Genomic DNA, 17,144 nt, shown 5'->3' on the forward strand with positions numbered 1-17,144 from the left:
GTTCCGCTTTCTTACCTCCCGACCGGCGGGCTATTCCGCCGACGGCCGGATGATGGGTCTCGGCCTCGCGACGGCCATGCGAAAGTACGGTTCGGCGGAGAACGCCGAGCGCCATCTGCACCGCTGGGCGACCGAGCAGCGGACCGACGGGATCGACGTTCCCAAATGAGCGAGCGGGAGGTCCCCACCGGGGAGACCACCCGCTCGCGACGGCCGGCCGCGCCTCAGCCGTCCGCGTGCGCCTCGCTCCGCTTCGCGGCGGGGCCGTCGGGGTCGACGGCGCCGGGAGAGCCGGAGGGGTCGGCCGCCGGGCCCGCGGGGCCGGTCGCCGGATCCTCCGCGGAGTCGTTCTGGCCCGCCGGGGCACGGCCGCGGTCGTTCTTCGACTTGATGAGGCTGGCCACGGTGGTGACGGCGAGCGTGCCGACGATGACCCCGAGGGAGACGAGGATGGGAATCTCCGGGGCCCAGGAGACGCCGTCGTGGTGGAGCGCCTCGAAGATGAGCTTCACGCCGATGAAGGCCAGGACGATCGACAGGCCCTTGCTGAGATAGACGAGGCGGTCGAGCAACCCTCCGATCAGGAAGAACAGCTGCCGCAGCCCCATCAGCGCGAAGGCGTTGGCGGTGAACACCAGGTAGGGCTCCTTGGTCAGCCCGAAGATGGCCGGGATGGAGTCGAGGGCGAACAGCAGGTCCGTGGTCCCGATCGCCACCATCACGATCAGCATCGGGGTGACGGCACGGCGGCCGTTGACCATCACGGAGAGCGACGAGCCGTGGTAGGTCTCCGTGGTGGGGACGACCCGCCTGACCGTGCGCAGCGCGATGTTCTCGGAGAACTCCGCCTCCTCGTCCTCGTGGCCGATGAGCTTCCACGCGGTGTAGATGAGGAAGGCGCCGAAGATGTAGAAGAGCCAGTCGAAGCGGGTCACGGCCTCCGCCCCGGCGGCGATGAAGGCGCCGCGCATGACGAGTGCCAGGACGATGCCGATCAGGAGCACCTTCTGCCGGTAGCGGTCCGGCACCGAGAAGCGGCTCATGATCAGCAGGAAGACGAACAGGTTGTCGACGCTGAGGGAGTACTCGGTGATCCAACCGGCGAAGAACTCGCCGCCGTGCGACGGCCCCGTGACCACCAGCAGCCCGATGCCGAAGGCGATGGCGAGCGACACGTAGAAGATCACCCAGAACGTGCACTCACGGAACGTGGGCTTTCGCGGGTTGCGCGCCACGAGGTAGAAGTCGATGGCCAGCACGAGGCCGAAGCCGGCGATCGTGACCAGCCACACCCAGGTGGGAATGTTCAACGCGCTCCTTTCCGTGCGCGGCGGCGTTCCTTGGCGAGCCACAGCGCCTCAGCGTGCTCAACGTAGGCGGCGAGGAGTTCGCGCGCCCGCGGATTGCGCTCTCTCAGGCGCATCAACCAGTGGGGCATGAGCCTCTCGTGCAACCAGAGGAAGCCGATCGCGAAGCCGAGGCTCACCATGGCCTGGTAGGCCAGGAATCCCGCCACCCCGCCGGGCAGGCTGACGTGACCGAGGACGGCCAGGCTCGTGATCGTCTCCTGGAACAGCCGGGCCAGGGGGAAGCCGGCCAGCCAGTAGAGACCCGCGGGGGCGAACAGCCCCGGTCTGAACAGGTTCTGGCCGAGCAGGATGGAGTATCCGGTCCCGAGGAGGCCCAGGGGAAGGGCCAGCGTCACCGCGGAGATCGCGGCCCAGCCGGCGGGCTGCCCTGCGAGCAGGGTCAGCCCCCCGGCCATGGCGCCGGCGACGACTCCGATCAGCGCCCCGGGAAGGGCGAGTTCAGCTTGTCGCATCGGCACGGTCTCAGCCCACGACCACACCGAAGGCGAACAGGCTGTAGAGCAGCATCCCCAGATAGAAGACCGCCCCGAAGCCGATGATCAGGTTGGTCCAGATCTTCGGCCTGATCGGTTTGGGCAACATGCGGTTGTTCACCAGCAGGAGCGTCACGCAGTAGGCGCCCATGGCGAACGTGGACAGGAACGCCAGCGTGTCGAGGATCCCGCTCGGGCCGTCGGCCGGGCCGAACAGCAGGATCAGGATGCCGAACGCGATGACGCCCCACAGGAAGGCGGCGTACAGGCGGGACATGCCGAGCTTCTTCGCACCGCGCACGAAGTGGAAGCTCATGTCCGCCTGACCCCGGGAGAAGGAGTCGAACAGGCCGAGGGTGGCGTTCAGCCCGATCAGCGCGATGAAGCCGAGGAAGACGGCTCCCAGCACCGAGCTGCCCGCCGAGGCGAAGGAGTCGGCCATCGCGTTCAGCGCCGCCTCCCGCTCCCCGGACTCGATCACGGCGCGGACGCCGGGGGTGTTTCTCGCCGCCGCCTGCGCGATCACCGTGAAGGAGACGGTGACCAGCATCGTGATGCCCCAGAAGAGCAGGAGCGCGTCGAAGGTGACCCAGCGCCGCCACCCCTTCCACTTGCGCATCTCCTCGGGGTTGTCGGTGTCGAACATGAAGCCGCGCGAGGGCATGGCCTCTTCCTCACCGGCGTGCCGGAGACCGCGGACGGCCGGGATGTGGGCACCCATGCCGGCTCCGGAGTCACGCAGGTGCAGGGTGTACCACATCTGCTGCATTCCGGACGGTCCGGCGAAGGCGATCGAGCCCACGATGACCGGGAACCAGGCCTCGGAGAGCGCCTGCTGGGGCAGGTAGCCGAAGGCGAACATCCCGCTGATCGTGCTCGTCACGTCGCCCCAGGTGCCGACCATGGCCGCCACCACGGCGGTCCCGACGACGAGCGTGCCGATCAGGATCGACAGCACGTTCTCCAGCAGGTTGTAGATCACCTTCGCCAGGCTGAAGACGACGCCGACGAGTATCAGGCCCGCGCAGGCCGTTATCAGCCATGGGATGCCGGTGATCTGCTCGAAGGCGGCGGCCCCCGCGGACAGATGACCCGGCCAGATGTAGACGAGGATCGCGACGACGAAGAAGAACCACATCAGGGGCTTGAAGACCCGGGCGGCGCCGAAGAAGATGCTCTCCCCCGTCGCCATGGCGTAGCGGGCCATCTCCAGCATGACCACGGCCTGGAGGGTGACGCCGATGAGGAACAGCCACCGGATCTCCGGCCCGAAGAGCAGGACCAGCCGAGGCCACATGTACGACTCGCCCATGCCCACGCCGAGCGCGACGAGGAACACCGTCGGCCCGAGGATGTGGATCGACGGGGGAGCGTCGGGCAGGGTGCGTATGGGCATCGGCTCCAGCCCGCCCGCCCGCCATACTTTTTCTTCCTGGCCGGATGCGGCGGCGGCTTCGCCGGGCTCCGCTGCAGCCGGTGTTCTCGATGTGTCCACCTGCGGACCTCCTGGGGGGTTGGTTGATCCTGCGAGTGCCCCGATTCGCCCCCTCGCTTGTGAAGCGCGGCTCAGCCGCGCAGCAGCCCCGCGGCCCTCGCCCAGCGGTACTTGGCGCCGAGCACGGCCACGGGCTTCTCCGTGGTGTACGGGTAGGCGATCACTCCGTTCGCGAAGAGATGGTCACAGGCCTGCTCGACCTCCGTGTCACCGGCCAGTGAGGCGACCACGGGCTTGTCGTTGCCCTTGGCGCGCTCCTCGGCCACGACCCGCGCCACCAGCTCGGCGAAGACCATCGGCGGGGTGACGATCGTGTGCCAGTAGCCGATCACCAGCGCGTGCACGCGGGGGTCGGCCAGGCCCAGCCTGATGGTGTTCTCGTAGGTGCTGGGCGGTTCGCCACCGGTGATGTCGACGGGGTTGCCCGCCGCCCCGAAGGGCGGGATGTAGGCGCGGAAGGCCTCGTCGAGATCCGGCGGGATCTCCATGAGGGTCAGTCCGTTGTCGACGCAGGCGTCGGAGAGCAGCACGCCCGAGCCGCCCGCCCCGGTGATGATGACGACGTTCTCGCCCTTGGGCGTGGGCATCAGCGGCAGCGCCCTGGCGTACTCGAGCATGTCGTTGAGGCCCGGGGCCCGCACGACGCCCGCCTGGCGGAGGATGTCGTCGTAGACCTTGTCGTCGCCGGCCAGCGCCCCGGTGTGCGAGCCCGCGGCCCGCGCGCCCATCGCGGTGCGCCCGGCCTTGAGCACGATCACCGGCTTCTTGGCGACCATCCGCCGGGCGGCCTCGACGAACCCGCGCCCGTCCTTGAGGTCTTCCAGGTGCATGGCCACGCAGTTGGTGTTGTCGTCCTGCTCGAAGAAGGTGAGCAGGTCGTCCTCGTCGACGTCGGCCTTGTTGCCGACCCCGACGATCGCCGAGACGCCCATCCCGGTGGTACGGCTGAAGCCGAGGATGGCCATGCCGATGCCACCGCTCTGCGAGGTCAGCGCGACCCCGCCCTTCACGTCGTACGGCGTGCAGAACGTGGCGCACAGGTTTTCCGGCGTGTAGTAGTAGCCGTAGATGTTGGGGCCGAGCATGCGCACGCCGTGCTTGCGGGCGATCTCGACGATCTCCTGCTGGCCCTCGACGTTGCCCGTCTCGGCGAACCCGGACGGGATCATGATGGCTCCCGCCACCCCCTTGCGCCCGGCGTCCTCCAGCGCCGCGGCCACGAACTTGGCCGGGATGGCGAAGACCGCCACGTCGACCTCGCCCGGCACGTCGGCGATGCTCGGGTAGGCGGGCAGCCCGAGGATCTCCGGGGCCTTCGGGTTGATCGGGTAGATGTGGCCCCGGTAGCCGCCGTTGATCAGGTTGCGCATCACCGAGTTGCCGATCTTGCCGGTCTCGCCGGAGGCTCCGATCACCGCGACGGCGCGCGGCTTGAAGATCCGGTTCATCCCGGTGAGGATCTCCTCCCGCGAGAGGCGGGCGGGCGCGGCGACGGGGTCGGCGTCGAGCAGGACGCGCACGTCGGCGGCCGTCGCGCCGTCGGAGGTGGCGAAGACGGGGTTCAGGTCCACCTCCGCGATCTCGGGGAAGTCTCCGACGAGGGCGCCGACTCGCTCGATCATGTTCGCCAGCGCCCCCCTGTCGGCCGCGTCGGCACCACGGACACCGCGCAGCACCTCCGCCGCCCTGATGTCGTCCAGCATCCCGAGTGCATCATCACCCGAGAGGGGGGCCAGCCGGAAGGTCACGTCCTTGAGGACTTCGACGAGCACCCCGCCGAGCCCGAAGGCGACGACCTTGCCGAAGGTCTGGTCGGTGACCGCGCCGATGATCACCTCGTGCCCGGCGCCGACCATGGCCTGGACCTGGACGCCGTCGATCGACGCCTCCGGGTCGTACGAGCGGGCGGAGGCCACGATCCGGTCGTAGCCCGCGCGCACCGCGTCGAGGTCGGCCAGGCCGACGAGCACCCCGCCGGCCTCGGTCTTGTGCAGGATGTCGGGGGAGACGATCTTGAGCACCACGGGCAGGCCGATCTCCCCGGCGAGCGACACCGCCTCGTCGGCCGAGGTCGCCACCCCCTCTCCGGGGGTCGAGATGCCGTACGCCTGGCAGAGCTTCCTGCCCTCAGGGGCGGTCAGCGCGGTGCGGCCCTCGGCGCGGGCCTTGTCCAGCACCTCGCGTACGGCGGCCTGGTCATGCGCCATCAGATGACTCCGTTCGTCTTCAGGTCGGCCAGCTCGTCGACGGACAGGCCGAGGCCGGCGTAGATCTCGGTGTTGTGCTCGCCGAGCAGGGGCGGTGCGGTGACGTCCACCGGTGAGTCGGACAGGTGCAGCGGGCTGCCGACCGTCACGAAGGAGCCGCGCTGGGGGTGGTCGACCTCGATCAGCGCGCCCTCCTGCCGCAGGCTCTCGTCCTCCAGCAGCTCCTTGGTGGACAGGATCGGGCCGCAGGGGATGTTGGCGGCGTTGAGCCGGTCGAGGACCTCCCACTTGTCGCGGGTGATGCTCCACTCCTCGATGAGCTGGAACATCTTGTCGAGGTTGGGAAGGCGCGCCTCGGGGGTGGCCCACTCGGGGTCGTTGGCCAGCTCGGGGCGGCCGATGATCGCGGCCAGCGGCGCCCAGCCGACCGGCTGCACGATGACGTAGATGTAGTCGTTGGGACCGCCGGGGGCGCACCGCACGGCCCAGCCGGGCTGGCCGCCGCCCGAGGCGTTGCCCGAGCGCGGCACCTCGTCGCCGAAGGTCTTGTTGGGGTATTCCGACAGGGGCCCGTGGCCGAGCCGCTGCTGGTCGCGGAGCTTCACCCGGCACAGGTTGAGCACCGCGTGCTGCATGGCCACCTGGACGCGCTGGCCGCGCCCGGTCTGCTCGCGCTGGTAGAGGGCGGCCAGGATGCCGGCGACGGCGTGGATGCCGGTGCCCGAGTCGCCGATCTGGGCACCGGTGGCCAGCGGCGGGCCGTCCTCGAAGCCGGTGGTGCTCATCGAGCCGCCCATCGCCTGGGCGATCACCTCGTACGCCTTGAACTTGGCGTAGCGTCCCGGGCCGAAGCCCTTGATCGAGGCGTAGACCAGCCGCGGGTTGAGCTCCTGGATCCGGTCCCAGGAGAACCCCATCCGGTCGACCGCGCCGGGCCCGAAGTTCTCCACCAGGATGTCGGAGTCGCGCAGCAGGTCGGTGAAGATCTGCTTGCCGCGCTCGCTCTTCATGTTGAGGGTGATGCTGCGCTTGTTGCAGTTGAGCATCGTGAAGTAGAGGCTGTCGACGTCGGGAACGTCGCGCAGCTGCTTGCGGGTGATGTCGCCGGAGGGCGCCTCCAGCTTGATCACGTCGGCGCCGAGCCAGGCCAGGAGCTGCGTACATGACGGACCCGACTGCACGTGGGTCATGTCGAGGACGCGGACACCTTCCAGTGCCTTCATGGGGTCCCCCTCACTTGTACATCGTCTGGTTCATGGTTCCGGGCGCGTAGACGTCCGGATCGACCCACACGTTGATCAGGGCGGGCTTGCCCGACTCGCGGGCCCGCTCCAGCGCGGGCCTGATGTCGGCGGGGTCCCTGACCTCCTCGCCGTGGCCGCCCAGCATCCGGGCGAACTCGTCGTATCTGACGTCGCCGAGGGTGTTGCCGACCCGGCCGCGGTTCTCGCCGTACTTGGCGGCCTGGCCGTAGCGGATCTGGTTCATCGACGAGTTGTTGCCGATGACGCCGATGAACGGCAGGTTGAAGCGGACCATCGTCTCGAAGTCCCAGCCGGTGAGGCTGAAGGCCCCGTCGCCGAAGAGGCAGAGCACCTCCTTGTCGGGCTTGGCGTACTTGGCCGCCATGGCGAAGGCGACGCCGACGCCGAGGGTGCCGAGCGGCCCGGGGTCCATCCAGTGGCCGGGCGACTTGGGCTGGACGACCTGGCCGGAGAAGGTGACGATGTCGCCGCCGTCGCCGATGTAGATGGTGTCCTCGGTGAGGAACTCGTTGATCTCGTGGACCAGGCGGTAGGGGTCGATCGGCTGCGAGCCGGAGAGCTGGCGGGGCAGCCGCTTCTCGTAGGCCGCGGTCTCGACCGCGCGCAGCTCCTCCAGCCACTCCTTGCGCCGGGCCGCGCCGTTCTCGACGCGGCCGGAGGCGGCCTGGGTGGCCGCGGCCAGGATCAGCCCGGCGTCGCCGACGATGCCCAGGTCGATGTCGCGGTTCTTGCCGACGGTGCGGTAGTCGAGGTCGATCTGGACCACCGTCGCCGAGGGCGACAGGCGCTTGCCGTAACCCATCCGGAAGTCGAACGGGGTGCCGACGATGACGATCAGGTCGGCGTTGGTGAAGGCGTAGCGCCGGGAGAGCTGGAAGTGGTGCGGGTCGCCGGGGGGCAGCGTGCCGCGGGCCGAGCCGTTCATGTAGGCGGGGACGTTGAGCGCGCGGACGAAGTCGATCGCGTCGTCGGTGCCCCGGGTGGTCCAGACCTGGCTGCCCAGCAGGACGCAGGGCTTCTCCGCGTGGGCGAGCAGGTCGGCGAGGCGCTCGACGGCCTCGGGGTCTCCGGCCTGGCGTACGGAGGCGCGGTAGCGGCCGGCCTCGGGGATGCGGGCCTGGGAGAGCGGGACGCTGGCGTCGAGGACGTCGCGCGGGATCTCCAGGAAGGACGGCCCGGGAGCACCGTGGTAGCACTCTCTGAAGGCCATCGAGACGATGTCGGCCACCCGCTCGGTCGAGGGGACCGTGGCCGCGAACTTGGTGATCGGGGTCATCATGTCGACGTGGGGCAGGTCCTGCAGTGAGCCCATCTTGTGCTGGCTCAGAGCCCCCTGCCCCCCGATGAGCAGCATGGGGCTCTCCGCCCTGAAGGCGTTGGCCACGCCGGTCACCGCGTCGGTGGTGCCCGGCCCCGCCGTCACGACCGCGCAACCCGGCTTGCCGGTGATCCGGGCGTAGCCGTCGGCCGCGTGCGCCGCCACCTGCTCGTGGCGGACGTCGATGACCTCGATGCCCTCGTCGACGCAACCGTCGTAGATGTCGATGATGTGGCCGCCGCAGAGCGTGAAGATCACGTCGATCCCCTCCGCCTTGAGCGCCTTCGCCACCAGGTGGCCTCCGGAGATGGTTTCCGGCGCCGTGTCCGCTGGCTGGGTCATTCTGGTGGTCCTCTCGATTGTGTTCTCCATACTGCATACCGTATGAGGGCAATGGTTACCCCCGGGGTCCGAGGATGTCTAGACCCTTTGTGCGGGCAGTGGGACGAGCTCGACCGGCTCACCCCTCCACCCGGGCGGGACGACCGCGAGCGCTTCGGCGAGCGCGGCCCCCCACAGCGATCCCGGCCGGTCGTGCCCGACGGGCACCGCGCCGCGCCCGTCGCGCCGCACCGCGACCATGCGGGTGTCGGCGTGGTGGGGCCGTACGTGACCGGTCAGCGCGGACCGCTCGCGCGGGGCCTCCGGCCCGCCCGCGAGCGCCCGGACGGCCGGGGCGAGCAGCGTCAGCGCGGCGACCAGCGCGGCGTAGGGATTGCCCGGCAGCCCGGCCACCAGGCGCCCGTCGGGAAGCCTGGCGAGGAGCTGCGGATGGCCGGGGCGCACCGCGACGCCGTCGACGAGGATCTCCGCCCCGAGCCCGGAGAGCACCGCCCTCAGGTGGTCGGCGGGCCCCTTCGACGAGGCGCCGCAGACCACGATGACCTGCCCCGGTGGCCCGTCCGCGGCCCCCGCGAGCGCGGCGGCCAGGGCCCGCGCCCCGTCGGGCAGCCACCGCGGCGCCTCGGACCGCCCTCCCGCCCACTCGACGAGCCCCGGCAGCATGGGGCCGATCGCGTCGCGCACCCGCCCCGGGCCCGGCAGCCCCGCCGTCACCACCTCGTCGCCCGTGACCAGCACGGACACCAGGGGTTTGGGCCGCACGCGGAGCACGTCGTGCCCGAGCCCGGCCGCGAGGCCGAGCACCGCGGGCGTCACGGCCGAACCGGCCGTGAGCACGACGGCCCCCAGCGGGCAGTCCTCGCCGCGCCGGCGGATGTGCCTGCCGGGCCCGGCCGCTCCCGGCGGGGCCGACACCCATGCGCGGACCGGCTCACCCGCGGGCCGGGGATCCCCGCCCGGCGGCGCGAACCGGCCGAGCGGCGGCGCGAACCGGCCAGGTGGCGCGGACCGGCCGGGCACCCCGCCCCCCGGTGGTGGTTCGCCGGTCCGTACGGCCACCTCGTAGGGCAGCACCGCCTCGGCGCCCTCGGGCACCGGGGCGCCGGTGGCGATCTCCACGGCCGTGCCGGGCGCGAGCGCGGCCCCGAAGGCCGCGCCCCCGGCGAGCACGAGGCCGACGACCCGCCAGGGCGGATCACCGGCGACCGCGTAGCCGTCCATCGCGGCCACGTCGGCGCCGGGCACCGGAACGAGGGCGCGCAGCGGCTCGGCCAGGCGGCAGCCGTACGCCAGATGAAGGGGAAGGCCGACCGGGAGGAGCGGCCCCGCGGCGGACGCCGCGATCCGGCGGGCCGACTCCCAGGGGAGCGCCCCCGCATGGGCGTCGTGGTGCGACGACCCCGCGGGCGGCGGCCCCGTCGCGGGCGCGGTGTCCGGATCGCGGGACGGGGCTTCGTGGACGGTGGATCTGGGGACGGCCATCGGCGGCTCCTTGACCGGATTTTTTCCATACTGTATACCGAATGCACTATGGACGCGAGGACGGAGCCTCTTGTGAAAGTCGCTGTTCTTGGCGCCGGCGCCATCGGCGCCTACGTCGGCGCCGCCCTGTGCAGGGCAGGCGCCGAGGTGCATCTGATCGCCCGTGGAGAGCACCTCTCGGCGATGCGCAAATCGGGAGTGCGCGTGCTCAGCCCGCGCGGAGACTTCACCGCCCATCCCCACACCACCGACGACCCCCGCGAGATCGGCCCGGTGGACCACGTCTTCCTCGGTCTCAAGGCCAACTCCTACGCGGCGGCCGGGCCCATGATCCAGCCGCTGCTCCACGAGACCACCGGCCTCATCGCGGCCCAGAACGGCATCCCGTGGTGGTATTTCCACCGGCTGCCCGGCCCCTACCAGGGCCACGTGATCGAGAGCGTCGACCCCGGCGGGGCGGTCACCTCCGCGCTGCCGCTGGAGCGCGCCATCGGATGCGTCGTCTACGCGGCGACGGAGATCGAGGCGCCCGGCGTGATCCGCCACCTGGAGGGCACCCGCTTCTCCATCGGCGAACCCGACGGTTCCCTCTCCTCACGCTGCGTCGACTTCAGCGCCGCCATGATCCAGGGCGGGCTGAAGTGTCCCGTCGAGGCCGACCTGCGGCGCGACATCTGGATCAAGCTCATGGGCAACATCGCCTTCAACCCGATCAGCGCGCTCACCCGGGCGACCATGGCGGGCATCTGCCGCCACCGCGGGACGCGCGACCTCGTCGTCACCATGATGCGCGAGACCGTCGACGTGGCCCGCCGGGTGGGCTGCGAGCCGGACATCTCGATCGAGCGCCGGATCGCGGGCGCCGAGCGGGCGGGCGAGCACAAGACCTCCACGCTCCAGGACCTGGAGAAGGGCAAGCCCCTGGAGCTCGACGTGCTCCTCGCCGCCGTCGTGGAGCTCGCCGACCTGACCGGGGCCGAGGTGCCCACGCTGCGGGCGATCCACGCGGTCGCCGACCTCCTGGACGAGCGGGTCCGGGAAAATCTTGCCGCCGCCGGTTGATCCGACATACCGTAGACTGTATACAGGACTGTCGAAAGGATGGGGCATGAAGAGGGACCGCGGGGACCGCGCCGAACACTACGACCGGCTCACCCATCCCCTTGTCCGGGAAAACGGCGTGCTGCGCCGCGCCACCTGGGACGAGGCGCTGCGATGTGCGGCGGAGGGCTTCCGCCGCAACGTCGAGGAGCACGGGCCCGACGCCTTCGCGATGCTGTCGTGCGCCCGCTCCACCAACGAGATGAACTACGTGGGCCAGAAGTTCACCCGGGTCGTGATCGGCACCAACAACGTCGACTCCTGCAACCGCACCTGCCACGCCCCGAGCGTGGCGGGCCTGTCCGCGGCCTTCGGCAGCGGCGGCGGCACCTCCTCCTACCAGGAGGTGGAGGACGCCGACGTGATCGTGATGTGGGGCTCGGCCGCCCGCAACGCGCACCCGATCTTCTTCCACCACGTGCTCAAGGGGATAAGAAAGGGCGCCCGCATGTTCGCGGTCGACCCCCGCCGCACGGGCACCGCCGAGTGGGCCGACCTCTGGATGGGCCTCAACGTGGGCACCGACATCCCGCTCGCGAACGCGGTGGCCAGGGAGATCATCCACGCGGGGCTGCACAACACCTCGTTCATCGAGCGCGCCACCGAGGGCTTCGCGGAGTTCGCCGCCTCGGTCGAGCCGTGGACGCTCCCGGTGGCCGAGCAGGTCACCGGCGTGCCCGCGGCCGCCATCCGGGAGCTCGCGCACGCCTACGCCAGGGCCGACCGCGCCCAGCTGTGCTGGACGCTCGGCATCACCGAGCACCACAACGCCACCGACAACGTACGCGCCCTCATCAACCTGGCGCTGCTCACCGGCCACGTCGGCCGCTACGGTTCCGGCCTGTCACCGCTGCGCGGCCAGAACAACGTGCAGGGCGGCGGCGACATGGGCGCCATCCCCAACCGGCTGCCCGGCTTCCAGGACATCCTCGACCCGGAGATCCGCGCCAAGTTCGAGCAGGCGTGGGACACCCCCATCCAGCCGCGCTACGGCCTCAACCTCACCGAGATGCTGGAGGGCATGGCCGAGGGCGAGGTCACCACCTGCTACCTCATCGGGGAGAACCCGGTGCAGTCCGAGGCCGACTCGCTGAGCTGCGTCAAGCGGCTCAGCATGCTCGACCACCTGGTCGTGCAGGACATCTTCCTGACCAAGACCGCCCAGATGGCCGACGTGGTGCTCCCGGCGGGCGCGGCCTGGTGCGAGAGCGAGGGCACCTTCACCAACAGCGAGCGGCGGGTGCAGCGGGTCCGCAAGGCGCTCCAGGCGCCGGGCGAGGCCCGCGACGACATCTGGATCCTCTGCGAGCTGGCCCGCCGCCTGGGTCACGACTGGAACTACACCGGCTCCGAGGAGGTCTGGAACGAGCTCCGCGCCCTCTCCCCCGCCCACACCGGCATGACCTACGACAGGCTCGACAAACTCCAGGGCATCCAGTGGCCCTGCCCGTCGGAGGACTCCCTCGAACCACCCTTCCTGCACGGGCGGCTCTGGGAGAGCGACCCGGCCCGGCGGGGCAGGGCGGCGCCGTTCGCGGTGCTCAGGCACTCCCCGCCGGTCGACCTGCTCGACGACGAATACCCCCTGCGGCTCACCACCGGCCGCCGTCTCGACTCCTACAACACCGGCGTGCAGTCGTCAGGGTTCGCCTCGCCGCTGCGCAGGGGCGAGAACATCGAGCTCTCCCCCGAGGACGCCGTGCGGCTGGGGGTGAGTCCCGGCGAGGAGGTCAGGATCAGCTCCCGGCGCGGCTCGGTCGTCGCACCGGTGTACATCGACCCGGCCCTCCGTCCCGGCCTGGTCTTCATGACGATGCACTTCCCCGACGAGGTCGACACCAACGCCCTCACCATCGAGGCCACCTGCCCGATCGCGGGCACCGCCGAGTTCAAGGCCGCCGCCGTGCGCGTCGACAGGCTCGTGCCCGCGAAGGCCGGGTGAAGGGGGCGTGGATCTCCGGTTCGGCGACGCCGACCCTTCGGCCGAGGAGCGCGCCGCCGTCGACGCGTTCCTCGGCGCCCCCGCGACGGGCTGGGAGGGCGGCACCCGCTCGGACGGCGACCTGCGGGTCGCCGTCGGCGGGCACGAGGCCCGCGAGCGGCGCGACCTCCTGCTCCCCGCGCTGCACGCGGTCAACGACAGGATCGGCTGGATCAGCGAGGGCGCGCTCGACTACATCTGCCGCCGCCTGACCGTGCCGCCCGCCGAGGCGTACGGGGTGGCGACCTTCTACTCACTGTTCTCGACGAAGCCGCGACCGGCGCGGGTGCTGCACGTCTGCACCGACCTGGCCTGCCAGGCGCGCGGCGCCGACGCGGTGCGGCGGAGCACCGAGGAGCGGCTCGGCCCGCCCGGCATGTCCTGGCAGCCGAGCCCCTGCCTCGGCCTGTGCGAGCGGGCACCCGCCGCACTGGCCCTGCAGGCCGGTGAGTTCCCCGGCGCGACCGTGTACGGCCCGGCCGAACCGGCCCCCACCGGCGGCGCCAACGGCAACGGTGGCGTGAAAGACACGAGCGGCGCGGGCGGCGCGAGGGATCTCAGCAGGCTCGGCGGTCTCAGCGGCATGGACGCCACCGGCGGCCCCGCCCTGGCCGAGCGCGAGGAGCCCCCCGCCGAGCACGCCGTCCCGCAGGCGGGCGCCCCCTCCCTCGTGCTGCTGCGCCGGGTGGGGCTCGTCGACCCCGCGAGCCTGGACGACTACCGGGCCGCGGGTGGCTACGCCGCGCTGCGCGAGGCCGTCAGGATCGGTCCCGCCGGTGTCATCCGCGAGGTGCTCGAATCCGGTCTCGTCGGGCGGGGCGGGGCGGCGTTCCCCACCGGGCGCAAGTGGGAGGCCACGGCCCGCCAGCTCGACCATCCCCACTACCTGGTCTGCAACGCCGACGAGAGCGAGCCGGGCACCTTCAAGGACCGCGTGGTCATGGAGGGCGACCCGTACGCGCTGGTGGAGGCGATGACCATCGCCGCGTACGCCACCGGCTGCCCCAAGGGCTACCTCTACATCCGCGGGGAGTATCCCCGGGCGATCAGCCGGATGGCCCACGCCATCGACGTCGCCCGCGCTCGCGGCCTGCTCGGGGCCGACGTCATGGGGCAGGGCTTCGCCTTCGACATCGAGATCAGGCGCGGCGCGGGCGCCTACATCTGCGGCGAGGAAACCGCGATCTTCAACTCGATCGAGGGCTTCCGCGGCGAGCCGCGCAGCAAGCCGCCCTTCCCCGTGGAGAAGGGCCTGTTCGGCAAGCCCACCGTGGTCAACAACGTCGAGACCCTGGTCAACGTGCTGCCCATCCTGGCAGGCGGGGCCGCCGCCTACGCGGCGACCGGCACGGAGGGCTCGACGGGCACCAAGCTGTTCTGCGTCTCGGGCACGGTCGCCAGGCCGGGCGTCTACGAGCTGCCGTTCGGCGCCACCCTGCGCGAGCTGCTCGCGCTGTCCGGGGGCGCGACCGGGAGGCTCAGGGCGGTGCTGCTGGGCGGCGCGGCCGGTGGGTTCGTCCGCCCGGACGAGCTCGACGTCCCGCTGACCTTCGAGGGCACCCGGGCGGCCGGCACGACCCTGGGCTCGGGCGTGGTCCTGGTGCTCGACGACAGCGTCGACCTGGCCCACATCCTCCTGCGCATCGCGGAGTTCTTCCGCGACGAGTCGTGCGGGCAGTGCGTGCCCTGCCGGGTGGGCACCGTACGGCAGGAGGAGGCCCTGCACCGGCTGAGCCGCAGGCCCACGGCCGGTGACATCGCGCTGCTGCGGGAGGTCGGCCAGGCCATGCGCGACGCCTCGATCTGCGGGCTCGGCCAGACCGCCTGGAACGCCGTCGAGTCGGCCATCGACCGGCTGGGCGTCTTCTCCCCCTCGGAGGCATCATGAGTGTTCCCCTGCGGCCGCCCCGGCGGCTGATCGAGATAACCGTCGACGGCGACCCGGTCCGGGTGCCGGAGGGATCGACCGTGCTGGACGCCTGCTCGGCGGCGGGCAAGGACATCCCGACCCTCTGCTACGGCGACACCCTCACCCCGAAGAACGCCTGCCGGGTCTGCGTGGTCGAGGTCGAGGGCGCCCGCACGCTCGCCCCCGCCTGCTCGCGCAGGGCGGAGCCCGGCATGGTCGTCGGCACCGCGACCGAGCGCGCCCGGCACAGCCGCAAGATCGTCCTGGAGCTGCTCGCCTCGACGGCCGACCTGTCCACTACGCCGCGCGCGGCCGAGTGGATCGAGGAGTACGGCGCGCGGCCCGACCGCTTCGGCGAGGAGGCCGCCACGGTCGCGCAGCCCGCGAAGGTCGACAACGACCTCTACGTGCGCGACTACTCCAAGTGCATCCTCTGCTACAAGTGCGTCGACGCCTGTGGCGACCAGTGGCAGAACAGCTTCGCCATCTCGGTCGCCGGGCGGGGCTTCGACGCGATGATCTCGACCGAGCACGACGCCCCGCTCACCGACTCGGCCTGCGTTTACTGCGGCAACTGCGTGGAGGTCTGCCCCACCGGGGCGCTGTCGTTCAAGAGCGAGTTCGACATGCGCGCCGCGGGCAGCTGGGACGAGTCCCGGCAGACCGAGACGACGACGATCTGCAGTTACTGCGGGGTCGGCTGCAACCTGACCCTGCACGTGCAGGACAACCGGATCGTCAAGGTGAGCTCGCCGCACGACAACCCGGTCACCCACGGCAACCTCTGTATCAAGGGCCGCTTCGGCTTCCAGCACGTCCAGAACGTGGCCTCCCAGGAGGACGCGATCCCCGTCTCCGGCCCTGCCTCCGGTACGCGGACGGCCCAGGCCGATGGGTAGGGTCACCGTCAAACGCCGGGTCCTGCGGCTGCGGGAGGCCGCGGCCGCCCACCGGGTCGACGTGCTGGCGGCCGAGGAGCCCCTGGAGATCCGGCTCGACGGGCGGCCTCTCACGATCACCATGCGCACGCCGGGCGACGACTTCGACCTGGCGGCGGGCTTCCTGGTGAGCGAGGGAGTGGTCACCTCCGCCGAGGAGGTCACCGCGATCCGCTACTGCGCGGGCGCCACCGCCGACGGCGCCAACACCTACAACGTGCTCGACGTCAGGCTCGCCGCGGGCACCTCCCCACCGGCGACCTCGCTGGAGCGCAACTTCTACACCACCTCGTCGTGCGGGGTGTGCGGCAAGGCCTCGCTCGACGCGGTCCGCACGGTCGCCAGGTGGCGGGTGGACGGCGATCCCGCGCCGGTGACGTCCGAGGTGATCGCGGCGCTGCCCGACCGGCTCCGCGCGGCCCAGCGGGTGTTCGACCGGACCGGCGGGCTGCACGCCGCGGGCCTGTTCACGCTCGGCGGCGACGCGCTCTGTGTGCGCGAGGACGTGGGCCGGCACAACGCGGTGGACAAGCTGGTGGGCTGGGCCCTGCGTGACGGGCGCCTGCCGCTGGCCTCGACCGTGCTCATGGTGTCGGGACGCGCCTCCTTCGAGCTGGTCCAGAAGGCGGTGATGGCCGGAGTCCCGATCCTCGCCGCCGTCTCGGCCCCCTCCTCGCTGGCCGTGGAGCTGGCCGCCGAGACGGGGCTGACACTCATCGGGTTCGTCAGGGGCAGCTCGATGAACGTCTACACCGGGGAAGGACGTGTCGGCCTGGTCCCCGGCTGAGCCCGGGCCGCACCCCCCGGACCGCGCCCACACCCTCAGGCGCCGCGGTCCACCGGACGCCGGGAGGTGCGGCCCGAACTCTCCTCGCCGGACGGGACCCGCCGCGTTCGCCCCCCACCGACCGCCGAGACCGGAGAGCGGCGGCTCCCCGGCCCCGGCGAACGGGAGCCCGGCCCGCGATACTCGCCCCCTTCGCCGGCCGGGCTCTCTGACGCCCGCGCCCTGGAGGTCCCCGTTCCCGGCGCGCGGGCCCTCCAGCGCGTACCGGACGGCGGTTCCCGCCTTCTCTCGCCGGACGGCGAGCCACCCTCACGCGTCACGGCCTCCCCTCTCGTCGAACGGCGGCTTTCGCCCGCGCACTGCGGCCTCCCCTCACCCTCCGGACGCACCTTCTCCCGTACCGGAGCTCCTACCTCCCGGCAGTGACCTTCGCCCGCGCGTCACGATCTCTCTCACACCCCGGGCACCTACCGGAG

General features: G+C 71.5%; 12 protein-coding genes. 5 read left to right on the plus strand and 7 right to left on the minus strand.

The genetic code is table 11. The features are described from left to right. Positions 1-224: 224 nt before the first annotated feature. From ACW9TB_RS22105 to ACW9TB_RS22135, 7 genes are all read right to left on the minus strand, one after another. The gene (locus ACW9TB_RS22105) at positions 225-1,310 is read right to left on the minus strand and encodes a TerC family protein (RefSeq protein WP_472749939.1); all 1,086 of its coding nucleotides are present in this window, start codon (positions 1,308-1,310) and stop codon (positions 225-227) included. Continuing rightward, positions 1,307-1,822, minus strand: a complete 516-nt coding sequence (locus ACW9TB_RS22110) for a hypothetical protein (protein WP_472749940.1) — start codon at positions 1,820-1,822, stop codon at positions 1,307-1,309. The genes ACW9TB_RS22105 and ACW9TB_RS22110 overlap by 4 nt, the downstream gene beginning before the upstream one ends. Before the next feature lie 10 nt (positions 1,823-1,832). Then, on the minus strand, positions 1,833-3,239 hold the full coding sequence (locus ACW9TB_RS22115) for an Nramp family divalent metal transporter (RefSeq protein WP_472749941.1): 1,407 nt from the start codon (positions 3,237-3,239) through the stop codon (positions 1,833-1,835). Between the two features lie 170 nt (positions 3,240-3,409). Continuing rightward, the gene (locus ACW9TB_RS22120; RefSeq protein WP_472749942.1) at positions 3,410-5,545 is read right to left on the minus strand and encodes an acetate--CoA ligase family protein; all 2,136 of its coding nucleotides are present in this window, start codon (positions 5,543-5,545) and stop codon (positions 3,410-3,412) included. Beyond that, entirely contained in the window at positions 5,545-6,768 is a 1,224-nt protein-coding gene (frc, locus tag ACW9TB_RS22125; RefSeq protein WP_472749943.1) for a formyl-CoA transferase, read from the minus strand. The genes ACW9TB_RS22120 and frc overlap by 1 nt, the downstream gene beginning before the upstream one ends. Before the next feature lie 10 nt (positions 6,769-6,778). Further along, positions 6,779-8,470 carry a thiamine pyrophosphate-binding protein gene (locus ACW9TB_RS22130; RefSeq protein WP_472749944.1) on the minus strand — a complete coding sequence of 564 codons (1,692 nt, stop codon included), beginning with the start codon at positions 8,468-8,470 and terminating at the stop codon, positions 6,779-6,781. Positions 8,471-8,548: 78 nt separating this feature from the next. Further along, a complete protein-coding gene (locus tag ACW9TB_RS22135; RefSeq protein ID WP_472749945.1) occupies positions 8,549-9,952 on the minus strand; it encodes a molybdopterin-binding protein in 1,404 nt (467 codons plus the stop codon). A gap of 72 nt (positions 9,953-10,024) precedes the next feature. On the opposite strand from ACW9TB_RS22135, the gene ACW9TB_RS22140 reads away from it, so the two are divergent. From ACW9TB_RS22140 to fdhD, 5 genes are read left to right on the plus strand one after another with little or no spacing between them, the layout of a single operon-like run. Continuing rightward, complete coding sequence (locus ACW9TB_RS22140) at positions 10,025-11,014, plus strand: 2-dehydropantoate 2-reductase (RefSeq protein WP_472749946.1); 990 nt, start codon at positions 10,025-10,027, stop codon at positions 11,012-11,014. A 46-nt stretch (positions 11,015-11,060) separates the two neighbouring features. Then, the gene (locus ACW9TB_RS22145; RefSeq protein WP_472749947.1) at positions 11,061-12,995 is read left to right on the plus strand and encodes a molybdopterin oxidoreductase family protein; all 1,935 of its coding nucleotides are present in this window, start codon (positions 11,061-11,063) and stop codon (positions 12,993-12,995) included. 7 nt (positions 12,996-13,002) lie between these two features. Then, positions 13,003-14,922 (plus strand): NAD(P)H-dependent oxidoreductase subunit E, encoded by a 1,920-nt coding sequence (locus ACW9TB_RS22150; RefSeq protein ID WP_472749948.1) that lies wholly within the window; start codon positions 13,003-13,005, stop codon positions 14,920-14,922. Further along, positions 14,919-15,842, plus strand: coding sequence for a 2Fe-2S iron-sulfur cluster-binding protein (locus ACW9TB_RS22155; protein WP_472749949.1), 924 nt, complete (start codon positions 14,919-14,921; stop codon positions 15,840-15,842). The genes ACW9TB_RS22150 and ACW9TB_RS22155 overlap by 4 nt, the downstream gene beginning before the upstream one ends. Then, positions 15,835-16,668, plus strand: a complete 834-nt coding sequence (fdhD, locus tag ACW9TB_RS22160) for a formate dehydrogenase accessory sulfurtransferase FdhD (RefSeq protein ID WP_472749950.1) — start codon at positions 15,835-15,837, stop codon at positions 16,666-16,668. The genes ACW9TB_RS22155 and fdhD overlap by 8 nt, the downstream gene beginning before the upstream one ends. Positions 16,669-17,144: the final 476 nt, after the last annotated feature.

The sequence above is a fragment of the Streptosporangium sp. H13245 genome (assembly GCF_055690525.1).

Excerpts from the sequence above, each read along its gene's own strand:
- ACW9TB_RS22110 (WP_472749940.1), bottom strand. The coding sequence starts at position 1,822 with ATGCGACAAGCTGAACTCGCCCTTCCCGGGGCGCTGATCGGAGTCGTC.
- ACW9TB_RS22115 (WP_472749941.1), bottom strand. The coding sequence starts at position 3,239 with ATGCCCATACGCACCCTGCCCGACGCTCCCCCGTCGATCCACATCCTC.
- ACW9TB_RS22120 (WP_472749942.1), bottom strand. The coding sequence starts at position 5,545 with ATGGCGCATGACCAGGCCGCCGTACGCGAGGTGCTGGACAAGGCCCGC.
- frc (WP_472749943.1), bottom strand. The coding sequence starts at position 6,768 with ATGAAGGCACTGGAAGGTGTCCGCGTCCTCGACATGACCCACGTGCAG.
- ACW9TB_RS22130 (WP_472749944.1), bottom strand. The coding sequence starts at position 8,470 with ATGACCCAGCCAGCGGACACGGCGCCGGAAACCATCTCCGGAGGCCAC.
- ACW9TB_RS22135 (WP_472749945.1), bottom strand. The coding sequence starts at position 9,952 with ATGGCCGTCCCCAGATCCACCGTCCACGAAGCCCCGTCCCGCGATCCG.
- ACW9TB_RS22145 (WP_472749947.1), top strand. The coding sequence starts at position 11,061 with ATGAAGAGGGACCGCGGGGACCGCGCCGAACACTACGACCGGCTCACC.
- ACW9TB_RS22155 (WP_472749949.1), top strand. The coding sequence starts at position 14,919 with ATGAGTGTTCCCCTGCGGCCGCCCCGGCGGCTGATCGAGATAACCGTC.
- fdhD (WP_472749950.1), top strand. The coding sequence starts at position 15,835 with ATGGGTAGGGTCACCGTCAAACGCCGGGTCCTGCGGCTGCGGGAGGCC.